6 protein-coding genes, 1 tRNA gene and 2 rRNA genes are annotated in these 11,502 nt (G+C 53.3%); 5 read left to right on the plus strand and 4 right to left on the minus strand.

The window, feature by feature from the left end:
• The first annotated feature begins 428 nt into the window (after nt 1–428).
• From RMR21_RS19475 to RMR21_RS19485, 3 genes are all read left to right on the plus strand, one after another.
• Nucleotides 429–3,235 (plus strand): 23S ribosomal RNA (locus tag RMR21_RS19475).
• 458 nt (nt 3,236–3,693) lie between these two features.
• Nucleotides 3,694–3,808 (plus strand): 5S ribosomal RNA (gene rrf / locus RMR21_RS19480).
• 349 nt (nt 3,809–4,157) lie between these two features.
• Nucleotides 4,158–4,234: transfer RNA gene (locus RMR21_RS19485), tRNA-Met, on the plus strand.
• Between the two features lie 176 nt (nt 4,235–4,410).
• Here the strand turns inward: RMR21_RS19485 and RMR21_RS19490 are convergent.
• Together RMR21_RS19490 and RMR21_RS19495 are read right to left on the minus strand one after the other, a co-directional pair.
• Complete coding sequence (locus RMR21_RS19490) at nt 4,411–5,220, minus strand: MOSC domain-containing protein (RefSeq protein ID WP_498671057.1); 810 nt, start codon at nt 5,218–5,220, stop codon at nt 4,411–4,413.
• The gene (locus tag RMR21_RS19495; protein ID WP_498671058.1) at nt 5,217–6,899 is read right to left on the minus strand and encodes an FAD/NAD(P)-binding protein; all 1,683 of its coding nucleotides are present in this window, start codon (nt 6,897–6,899) and stop codon (nt 5,217–5,219) included. Before RMR21_RS19495 ends, RMR21_RS19490 begins: the two co-directional genes overlap by 4 nt.
• Nucleotides 6,900–7,177: 278 nt before the next feature.
• On the opposite strand from RMR21_RS19495, the gene RMR21_RS19500 reads away from it, so the two are divergent.
• Nucleotides 7,178–8,806 carry a sensor histidine kinase gene (locus tag RMR21_RS19500; protein ID WP_498671060.1) on the plus strand — a complete coding sequence of 543 codons (1,629 nt, stop codon included), beginning with the start codon at nt 7,178–7,180 and terminating at the stop codon, nt 8,804–8,806.
• Nucleotides 8,803–9,513, plus strand: a complete 711-nt coding sequence (locus tag RMR21_RS19505) for a response regulator transcription factor (RefSeq protein WP_498671061.1) — start codon at nt 8,803–8,805, stop codon at nt 9,511–9,513. Before RMR21_RS19500 ends, RMR21_RS19505 begins: the two co-directional genes overlap by 4 nt.
• A gap of 9 nt (nt 9,514–9,522) precedes the next feature.
• Here the strand turns inward: RMR21_RS19505 and RMR21_RS19510 are convergent, their stop codons facing one another.
• Nucleotides 9,523–10,086, minus strand: a complete 564-nt coding sequence (locus RMR21_RS19510) for a metal-independent carbonic anhydrase family protein (RefSeq protein ID WP_498671062.1) — start codon at nt 10,084–10,086, stop codon at nt 9,523–9,525.
• Between the two features lie 249 nt (nt 10,087–10,335).
• Complete coding sequence (locus tag RMR21_RS19515) at nt 10,336–11,472, minus strand: alpha/beta hydrolase (protein ID WP_498671063.1); 1,137 nt, start codon at nt 11,470–11,472, stop codon at nt 10,336–10,338.
• Nucleotides 11,473–11,502 lie beyond the last annotated feature (30 nt).

The following is an 11,502-nucleotide window of genomic DNA, read 5'->3' on the forward strand; positions in this document are numbered from 1 at the left end:
TCTTGAATGAGATGATGCCTGTTCTGTCTGCATTGTGAAGAGAAGATATGTCTGGAAGCTTCCAGGTGTTTTGAACCATTGGTTCAAGGCGTCCGAGCCCAGTCTCAGTGAAACCGTGTGATGGCTTAGTCGGCCGGAATTGGTGGAGGGATTGGAGTAGGTAGGAAAGCTTGTCCTGAGGCATTTTTGTTGTTTGAAGGTTTAGGCCTTCATCTGATGGAGATGCTGGATTGATGTTGCCTGACCGCGCATCACCGGATGATATCTCGAGAAGCTGGTCTTAATGATACGGCCTCGAAGTGCACCGGCGTGCCTTCAATGAGGACTGTATCGACACGTCGATGTCATCAAGAAATGACCTGATTGTAAAAGGTAATCGGGTTGTCGCTCCTTTGGAGCGACTATGGGTGAGCATAGACAATGAGAACGAAGAAGTGAATTAAGGGCATTTGGTGGATGCCTTGGCATGCACAGGCGAAGAAGGACGTGATACGCTGCGATAAGCCGTGGGGAGCTGCGAATAAGCTTTGATCCATGGATTTCCGAATGGGGGAACCCACCTTAAATGCTTGGAGAATCTAAGTTGTGCTTCGGTACGGCTTAGGTTTCCAAGCATTATGATAAGGTATCTGCATCTGAATACATAGGGTGTAAGAAGCGAACTCAGGGAACTGAAACATCTAAGTACCTGAAGGAAAGGACATCAACCGAGACTCCGTAAGTAGTGGCGAGCGAACGCGGACCAGGCCAGTGGCAATGAGGAATAAAGTGGAACACTTTGGAAAAGGTGGCCATAGCGGGTGATAGCCCCGTACACGTAGAACACTCATTGTCCTTGAGTAGGGCGGGACACGTGAAATCCTGTCTGAACATGGGGAGACCACTCTCCAAGCCTAAGTACTCGTGCATGACCGATAGCGAACAAGTACCGTGAGGGAAAGGTGAAAAGCACCCCGACGAGGGGAGTGAAATAGAACCTGAAACCGGATGCCTACAAGCAGTCGGAGCTCGAAAGAGTGACGGCGTACCTTTTGTATAATGGGTCAACGACTTAGTGTAGCAAGCAAGCTTAAGCCGGTAGGTGTAGGCGTAGCGAAAGCGAGTCTGAATAGGGCGTTTAGTTTGTTGCATTAGACCCGAAACCGAGTGATCTAGCCATGAGCAGGCTGAAGGTTGGGTAACACCAACTGGAGGGCCGAACCCATATCTGTTGCAATAGATTGGGATGACTTGTGGCTAGGGGTGAAAGGCCAATCAAACTCGGAAATAGCTGGTTCTCCGCGAAAACTATTTAGGTAGTGCGTCGATCGAATACCCTCGGGGGTAGAGCACTGGATGGGCTATGGGGACTCACCGTCTTACTGATCCTAACCAAACTCCGAATACCGAGGAGTACTAATCGGCAGACACACGGCGGGTGCTAACGTCCGTCGTGAAGAGGGCAACAACCCTGACCTCCAGCTAAGGTCCCCAAGTCATGGCTAAGTGGGAAAGGATGTGAGGATCCCAAAACAACCAGGATGTTGGCTTAGAAGCAGCCATCATTTAAAGAAAGCGTAACAGCTCACTGGTCTAAATAAGGGTCTTTGCGCCGAAAATGTAACGGGGCTAAAGCCATGCACCGAAGCTGAGGATAAGACAGTCGTAGTGGCTGTTTTGTGGTAGCGGAGCGTTCCGTAAGTCTGTGAAGGGGGACCCGTGAGGGCCCCTGGAGATATCGGAAGTGCGAATGTTGACATGAGTAACGATAAAGGGAGTGAGAGACTCCCTCGCCGAAAGACCAAGGGTTCCTGCTTAAAGTTAATCTGAGCAGGGTTAGCCGGCCCCTAAGATGAGGCAGAAATGCGTAGTCGATGGGAACCACGTTAATATTCGTGGGCCTGGTGGTAGTGACGGATCTCGTGTGTTGTTCAACCTTATTGGATTGGTTGGGCGGCGAAGAGGTTCCAGGAAATAGCTCCACCGTATAGACCGTACCCGAAACCGACACAGGTGGTCAGGTAGAGTATACCAAGGCGCTTGAGAGAACTATGTTGAAGGAACTCGGCAAATTGCACGCGTAACTTCGGAAGAAGCGTGACCCTGTTGTACGCAAGTATGTCAGGGTGGCACAGACCAGGGGGTAGCGACTGTTTATCAAAAACACAGGGCTCTGCGAAGTAGCAATACGACGTATAGGGCCTGACGCCTGCCCGGTGCTGGAAGGTTAAAGGGAGGGGTGCAAGCTCTGAACTGAAGCCCCAGTAAACGGCGGCCGTAACTATAACGGTCCTAAGGTAGCGAAATTCCTTGTCGGGTAAGTTCCGACCTGCACGAATGGCGTAACGACTTCCCCGCTGTCTCCAACATAGACTCAGTGAAATTGAATTCCCCGTGAAGATGCGGGGTTCCTGCGGTCAGACGGAAAGACCCCGTGCACCTTTACTATAGCTTTACACTGGCATTCGCCAAGGCATGTGTAGGATAGGTGGTAGGCTTTGAAGCGGGGACGCCAGTTCTCGTGGAGCCATCCTTGAAATACCACCCTTATCTTCGTGGATGTCTAACCGCGGTCCGTTATCCGGATCCGGGACAGTGTATGGTGGGTAGTTTGACTGGGGCGGTCGCCTCCGAAAGAGTAACGGAGGCGCGCGATGGTGGGCTCAGACCGGTCGGAAATCGGTCGTCGAGTGCAATGGCATAAGCCCGCCTGACTGCGAGACTGACAAGTCGAGCAGAGACGAAAGTCGGTCATAGTGATCCGGTGGTCCCGTGTGGAAGGGCCATCGCTCAACGGATAAAAGGTACGCCGGGGATAACAGGCTGATGACCCCCAAGAGTCCATATCGACGGGGTTGTTTGGCACCTCGATGTCGACTCATCGCATCCTGGGGCTGGAGCAGGTCCCAAGGGTATGGCTGTTCGCCATTTAAAGCGGTACGTGAGTTGGGTTCAGAACGTCGTGAGACAGTTCGGTCCCTATCTGCCGTGGGTGTAGGAATATTGACAGGATCTGTCCCTAGTACGAGAGGACCGGGATGGACGTATCTCTGGTGGATCTGTTGTCCTGCCAAGGGCATAGCAGAGTAGCTATATACGGAATGGATAACCGCTGAAGGCATCTAAGCGGGAAACCAACCTGAAAACGAGTGTTCCCTATCAGAGCCGTGGAAGACGACCACGTTGATAGGACGGGTGTGGAAGTGCAGTAATGCATGAAGCTTACCGTTACTAATAGCTCGATCGACTTCTTCGTTCCCATTGATTATGTTCATCAAGCAAAGCTTGATGAAGATCTGTTCTGTCTTCACGCTGACGTGGCCTTCGGCCACTACGCTGCAGACGGCGCGCAAAACGATTTGCGACGGACTATCGTCCTGTAGGGCTGCCCCGCTCAAGCTTGAGTGTGGCACCATACAGGCTCAGCGAGCCGTCGCATCGCGTGATGCGGCCCGTCCGGAGCCCTTCGGGCGTCAGGACAAAACAGATAAGACGTGTAATTAAGACAAAAAGTGGCTCAGCCACCCAGCTTCTCGAAACAACAGTTTCCATGTGAAAACATGAACATGTTGCTTTGGTCAAACGTACACTCGCAAAGGGTGCCGTATCGACCATTGGTGTGCCCTGTGAGCGTCAAGCGAACAGGATAAGCTACACCAATCACAAGCAATCATATGTTCATGCTCCGCATGAACATATGTTGCGTTTTGCCGACCTGGTGGTTATTGCGGGGCGGCTGCACCCGTTCCCATTCCGAACACGGCCGTGAAACGCCCCTGCGCCAATGGTACTCCGTCTTAAGACGCGGGAGAGTAGGTCGCTGCCAGGTCTGCAAAACGCAACACATGATAAAACAAAAATCTTCTCAAACATAAACAAACTTCGGCCCAGCCGATACAAAGGGCCGCATCAAGCGGCCTTTCGTCGTTGAAGCGATAAGCCGAAAACAAATCAAAGATCGGCGTACCAAAAAAAGAGGTGCGTCCCTTACAGGAGACAAGTTGCTACGCAATTTGCTCCGGCACTCCATGTAAACCGCCTTGCGGTGTACATGATCGGTATTTTGCCCAAGGCAAAAACCGGGAAAAAAGCGACATTTTGCTAACGCAAAAGTCGGGTAGTGACGCAAACTCTGCGAGTTTGCTATGGCGGTTTTTGCAAACGCAAAAACCTGGTAACGCGGGGTGGAGCAGCCCGGTAGCTCGTCAGGCTCATAACCTGAAGGCCGCAGGTTCAAATCCTGCCCCCGCAACCAACGAAACTTGTAAATTCTCCCATTCCAAAGATTTGCGTTCAAGCTCCTCGGCTCCAGCCTTGGCAGCGTCTACTTTTCGCAGCGTCGGTGTCCCATGGTATTCTAGCACTGACGCGCCGGATCGACGAGCCAACTCTCCTGTGCCAGTCTTATGCGAACCTTGTTAGCCTGAGAGATTACAGTGATACGACCGCGAGATTGACGTTGGCGTCGACTGTCAATGTGCCAGACTGCGGAATATGACAATAAATCCCGAAATTTCGGGCGTTGCGACGAACAAGGGTTCGTAGAATCTCAGGTTGTTCTGTGAGTTCGGGCTGAGCGATCAAGGTCATTCCGCACCTTTTGGCTTTTTCCGTAACTTCCACTCTCAGCGTACCAAGGTAAAGTGTACCCTCCAGCCAGCTTTCTTCTAGAAAACCAGAATCCTCATGGTTTGAAGGGTCCGTCTCGATCAACACCGAGGGGCGAAACCGGCGGTGGTTTACCTCGGTTAACGATGCAATACTGGCAAGTTCTCTCAACGACTGCGTCGTGATAATGTGAAGAGGGCTTGGATCATACCGGTTCGAGATAATTGGAAGGGCCGCAGCCGCCGACAGATTGGTGCGCGCGTATCGTCCTACTCCGACATCAAAACCGAAGTGGTCTGAGAGCAGGGAGGGCGCCGTCTCGTCAATAATCGAGAGATCCGTACCATCAGGGAAATGGATGCGTGGCAATCCGTTTTCATCCAGTGTGCTGTGTAGAAACAAAGCGGATCGCCAGCGGGCTTCTTTCTCCGGTGCAGCAGCACGCCCGGTAGAGGTATCGAAAATGCCGAACCCGCGATCTCCCACGATACCATTCATATCCACATTGACAGTGTCGCACGTCTCGCCCCCCAAAGAACTCACGGGGTAGCGCCACAATTCGGCTATGCGTCCCACTCTTTTTACAGTTTGACGCTGGGACGCGGTGACAGTTCCTGCGCTAATATCATTCATGCTGAAAGTAACTCGGTAAACTGTGCATGGTTCACGTCGTCGATGATGGCCTGTGCGACGATCTCGCCCGTTTCTGCCGCGCTCGTAATGCCCTGAACGAAGGGATTCTTGTGCAAGAGAAACGGAATCGCAGCACAATAAAGGCGGTTCGAGACGGTTCCGGCTGTGATCGTACGATAGTGGTCATCCACGTCGATCCCGCCCAAACGTACGCTCGACACAGATGCATCGCCTGTCAGGAAACCCAACGGCTCGGCTGTGGGAGCTTTGCGCACGGTTTCCTGGTTGACCAGTGTCGGAAACGGAAGTTCACGGGCAGAAAGTGCACTTTGGCCAGTAGCATCAATGAAATTATCAAAGCGCTCCGTCCTCTCTCCCAACGCAACGCACGCCCCACGCGCCGATTCTGGCTTTGTGATCTCATAATCGCTACCTAGCTTGAAGATTTCCAGCCGTGCTGCATTTCGCAGTGCCAACAGACGCTCAATCGAGAGGTGTGGCACCGTTGCGTATTCATCAATGAAGATTCCTTTGAACGATTTGTTGAACCGCGCAAAATCTTCTGTGTCGAGATGCGGAACGACTTTAGCGATGATCTCGTGTGTGATCATGATTGCGTAACGCCATGGCACCGTAAATTCCGCTGCAGCATTCTGTTTGGCTTCTGCAAGGTTTGCGGCAGCCCAAACAAACGGATCGATGCTTGAGCGGCGGGCGTAATACGCGTTAGCAAACGTATCGACGTTCAGCTGGCTCAGTCCGATCTCGGCTGCATAGTCCGGATCGGCAAGACTGATTTCGTTTCTGAAAAGCTCGAATACCTTGTTCAAAAGTCCGTTCGATCCCTGCGAAATCAAAGCCTCGATCGATTCTGGAGTGCAAATGCGTGGGCGCATGTAAGGCAGCGGACAATAGAAGTCCGCCTCTGGTAAAAGTCCTTTTCGAGACATCAGAACAGCATGGAAATCTTCACAGCCAGTCGATGGTTGGTACTGGAGATTTCCGGTACCGTCATACACGAATGATCCACACGACGTCGCCACCGTCATAAGCGCGTCGATTGCACTCAGTGAAGTGCCCAATATGCCCAATCGCCCGCCTTTAATCGACTGAAGTGCGGATGCGGGCCAAGCCGACATAAAATATCCGGGGTGAGTTTCGGTATTTTCTGGCCAGTTGTGACCCGTTGCCATCACGACATGATCGTAGACCGCATCGAAAGTTTCACCCGCAGCTTCGACTTTCAGGCGAATTTCATGCGTTTCGAGGGCAATGTCCCTCACGCGGTGTTGCACGCGGATATCCACCTTGTGCCCATTTTTTTCCGCCTGCGCCTTCAAATACAGAAACTGATCGTGGAAATAGTCGCCCAAGACCAAGCGAGGGTAAAACTCACGCTCAGTGATATGGGTACGGACGATCCCGAATGTGGAGAGATATTCGTCATCACGGCCACGTAGCCAGTCTGCCAATGTTTGTCCCAGCAACGGGATCTCGATGCTCGGAATATTCGACAACATTGCCGGATCATTGATTGTGGGAAGATACGGAGTGCCTTTCCCCGCGTAGTTCTCAGCTTCGTATATTGTAATGGAGAGGTGCTTGGGTGAGTTGGACAAATGCTGAAACGTATAAATGCCTGTCGGGCCAGATCCGATGATACAAACTCTATCAGTCATAAAAACTCTCTCCAGCGGTATCTAATATACCGTCCCACCTAAACACCAGCTGGACCATATGTGTTCCACGCATCTTTGTTATGTGGCTGTCGGACGGATAGTGACACGTGGCTTTATGGGATGCGCAGGTTCGAGGCGCTAATCCTAACGCCCATCCAAACATTTCTCGCCTTAGCCGAACAAATACCGCAAAGTCCGCCTTGGCATATGCGATGTAAACGAGAGCTATGAGAATGTAGCTTGGCACGGCCAAGGGCCCCTTAACAGGAAGTTTTAGCATGGGACGGTTTGACTTCACGATGCGGCTGATCGCGGCTTTCGCGGTTCTCGCTGTATTGATCGTGTGTCAAGGCCTGCTCAACCGTCACATTGCCACAGAAGCCGAACAACAGGTCATTCGCGGACGCTATGCGGGCGATATTCTGTCAGGGCTGCTTGAGTTATCTGCTACCAAACAGAGGCTGCGGGCATGGTCCTTGCGCGCCTTGATTGGAGCAGACCATGCGCCTGGCGATGGTGAGATGCTCCGCGCCCAGATGGCTACCACCATCGAGCAGATTCAACAGATCAGCAAGGAAACACGGGAGATGGATCATCTCGCCGGGGCCTCCGCGGACGATGATGACGCACGCGACGAGGCTTTGCAGCTTATCTCAGGCAGTGTCATCGCGCTGAAACCCGCTATCGAAGACATCAGGTCTCACACGGGAGCAGATGATGTACGCAGCGCCTGGGCATCCATCGAGACGATCTTCGATCAGGGGGCGGGAAGGGATCTTCGCGAAGTGCTCAACAACACCATCTCCGAGGAGAAGTCGGAACTTGTCATCTCTCGGGCCAAGGCGAATGCAGCGCTTTTGCAGCTCAATCGCGTCCTCGCCGTGCTGACCTTCGTTATCGCGATTATCGGCATGGGACTGGCCTATGTCATCGCTAAAGCCATCCGGCGTCCGCTGCAGCAGATGTCCGAAGGGGCGAAAGCTTACGAATCCGGTCAGCTCGAACATCGTATTCCCGTGACGACGACTGACGAATTCGGCCGTTTCGCAAAAAGCATCAATCGCATGGCCTCAGAACTTTTACTTCGCCGAAACGAAGAAGCCGATCACCGCGTTGTCCTTGAGCAACAGGTGAGGGAGCGGACGTCTGCTTTGGAAGATGCTCTATCGCGACTGCGGGCATCCGAGGGGCGTCGGCGCAGTCTGCTGGCCGATATCAGCCACGAATTGCGTACACCCACCACCGCAATTCGTGGTGAAGCGGAGATTGCGTTGCGGGGGCAAAAAGCAGATGACGAGTATCGCGCGTCGCTGGAGCGCATCGGGCAAGCTGCCAGTCAGATGGGGAGCCTGATCGACGATTTGTTGATGATGTCGCGCGGCGCAGACGAGACATTGGCGCTCAACAGGGAGCAGATTGACATCGCGGGCCCACTCGAAGAGGCGCTGTTGAGCGCGGAAACCCTCGCAAATCAGCGAGGTATCAAGATTTCCACTGATATCGAGGATGCAGAGACGATCGTGGCGGGTGACCCGTTCCGCCTGCGCCAGGTCATTGCCATTCTTCTCGACAACGCCATCCGCTATTCGCCGCAGAACGCAAAAATAGATGTCAGTTCCAGCATCACCTCAAATGCTTGGGAACTTGTTGTTCGAGACCATGGGATAGGAATTGAAGCTGATGCGCTTCCCCATGTTTTCGACCGTAATTTCAGAGGCAGCAATGCACGGCTTCACCGCCCTGATGGTACCGGCCTGGGATTGTCAATCGCCAAACATCTGACGTCCGCACATGATGGAACCATCACGCTTCATAGCGAGAGCGAGCTAGGAACGACAGCGACGCTGCGCTTACCGTTGCTGGGCGCTTGTCGTGTTCCCGAAGCCATCATGGAGACGACGAAGTGAACATACTGATCATAGAAGATGATCCCAGAGTGGCGGACTTTTTGGAACGCGGCCTGCGTGCCGAGGGCTACAGCGTCACCGTTGCCCGTGATGGCCCAACGGGTATCGAACAGGCGCATGCCTTATGGCAGGAATGGCGCTCGACAGGCGCAAGCGGTGCCATTTTACTCGATGTGATGCTGCCGATCATCAACGGGTCTGATGTCTGCCAGACGCTTCGCGCCAGTGGTATCTCGGCGCCAATTTTGATGCTGACGGCACTGGGTTCGGTGAGTGACCGCATTTCTGGATTGAAAATGGGTGCTGACGACTATCTGGTCAAACCGTTCTCGTTCGAGGAGCTGTTGGCACGAATAGAAGCACTGATGCGACGTCCCATCGAACTGCGTCCGCTTGGGACGAGAACGTTGTGTGTCGGGGTGCTGGAGCTGGATCGCGAGTCCATGCGCGTCACGGTCGAGGGCGACGAGATATCGATGACGGCAAAGGAACTTGCGCTTCTGGAGCTGTTCATGTCCGCCCCGGGACGCGTGCTCAGCCGTGAACGCATTTTGGCAAATATCTGGGGCGCGGGTGAAGACCCCTTGACCAATGTCGTAGATGTCTACGTTCGCCGCCTGCGAGCAAAAATTGATCGCGCCGCGGACAGTCGCTCGTGTATCACGACTGTCCGCGGCATTGGGTATCGTCTGGAGCAAGATCGTTAGACGACGGTTTTATTTCGCCGAATAAGGCAGTGAAGAGTGATGCTGAACGATACGGATTGTTCCCACGTCATCCTTCTTGAACGTCCAGGACTTGTCGACTGTGGTCACCTTGCCGTCCTTGTCGGTGAAAGAGACGTTTCCAAGCGTGGTCGCGTATTCGCCATCCAGAAGAATGGCAGCGTTCTTGACCTCGACTTCACGCCATCCCTTCAGGGCAAAGCCTGTATCGGAAGGGTATTTCGGGTTCTGACCCACGAAGTAGGACAGTGCGCCCTCGCGGTCCGTTCTGAATGTCTGAGGCTCTTGCGTCAGCGTGGGCTTGAAGAGGACCGGGCCCAGCTGGTAGCCATAAGCCGCATCAATGACTTTGGCTGCCATCTCCTGGGCTGGCTTTACGCCTTTTTCTTCATGCTCTCGCGAAATAGCAACGAGAGCGTCGCCCCATGCTTTCTGCGTCTGGAGGACTTCAGTCTCGCTGATGGTCCGATTTTTGATTTCGACGGCGTTCACGCCACCGGCAGTCATGAGCAAAGCAGTTCCGGTCACGGCAGTTGCCTTGGCTATCCAGCGCATATGTTTTTATCTCCTGTTTGATGGCTCGTTTTGAGCGACAAAAGGAATATGGACGTCTTCTCTGAAACAGGCGTGGCTGCTGTATGAACAGATGATGGACAGAAGATTACGGTTCAAGTTGCGAACCAGACAGCTTCATTCTGCCGTGAGGTCCATAGACGCGGACAATGCCGTTTCGTGCACCTTGAATGATCTCGGACACAACGGAGAACTGGTTGAAGCTCGGACTATGGCTCAAGGCTCATCCGATTATTGTCTTGCGATTTGCCCAGCAAGCCTGAACGGACTGGCAACGGCGGCACCGGCCGCGTCGAAGACGAAAGCACCAATGTTGCCGCCGCTCAAGCGTGTTCGAGCTTCTGCCTTATCGATGTTTCCTGCAAACTGTGCAAGTGAGGCGTAGCGATCATGGCCGAGACCATCGGATGATTTCAGCGATGAAATATCGACGACGCGCACGCGCTCTGCTTTTGCGGTCTCCTGAATCACGGGGTCGTTCACGTCCAGACTTCCCACTCTTGGCCTTTCACCGCCAACGAAGCTGGAGAAGCTGAGCGCCTTGTCAGACTTTGATACCAGAAGCGTAATGGGCGTTGGAATCGCTCCGATATCGCGAATCTGCGATCGGAACACATCGAGGTCGATATCTGGCGCAGCAAGCACAATCTGCAGCTTTGCCAGGACATTGCTCCTGCCTTCGAGCCTGAGTTGTCTGGCTGCTTCCATGGACAGAAAACCGCCCATGCTGTGACCGAACAGGATGATGCGCTTGACCTTTGGTGCGGCCGCTATTGTTTCGAGGAGGGACCCAAGCTCCGAGCGGGAATAAAGGACCGCATCACGGTCTGCGACATATCCGGCTACGCTTGCCGCAGATGGCCACGAAAACATAATCGGTGCACCAACCGTGCCGGCATCGGCTACCATCTGTGCCGTTCGGAACAAGGCTTCCTGGTAGGAGTAGTTGTAACCGTGGACAAAGACCGCAGCGGTGCCATCAAACTGCGGCGTGTCGATCATCTTTTGAACAAGTGAAGCCTTTGTCAGTGTTTCTCGTCCGGTCACGATATATTGACGATTTGGATCTGGCATTTTGGACACATACTGAATGTTGGGTCCATCCCGTTCGGAAGGTACGGAGAATGAAAACTGATCATAGCTCGTAGCACCTGCCCAGCGGTTCCCGAAAGAGGCGTCCTTTGCCACCGGATCACGATTGGTAACGGCGAGAATGCTGACCTTTTTTTGCTGAGCGGTTTTCAGTGTCACCGGCTTGAGGACATCGGATGTCGGTCGCGAAACGCAACCCGTCAATGCAATCACCGTTGCGATGATGACCATGGTGTAAGGAAAGCGCCTGCCGCCCTTTGTCATGAAAAGTGACATGGTTTACTCGTTTCGTGCTTGGGGAGGCAG

It is taken from the genome of Agrobacterium sp. rho-8.1 (assembly GCF_033957725.1).
In the GTDB taxonomy this organism is placed as follows: domain Bacteria; phylum Pseudomonadota; class Alphaproteobacteria; order Rhizobiales; family Rhizobiaceae; genus Agrobacterium.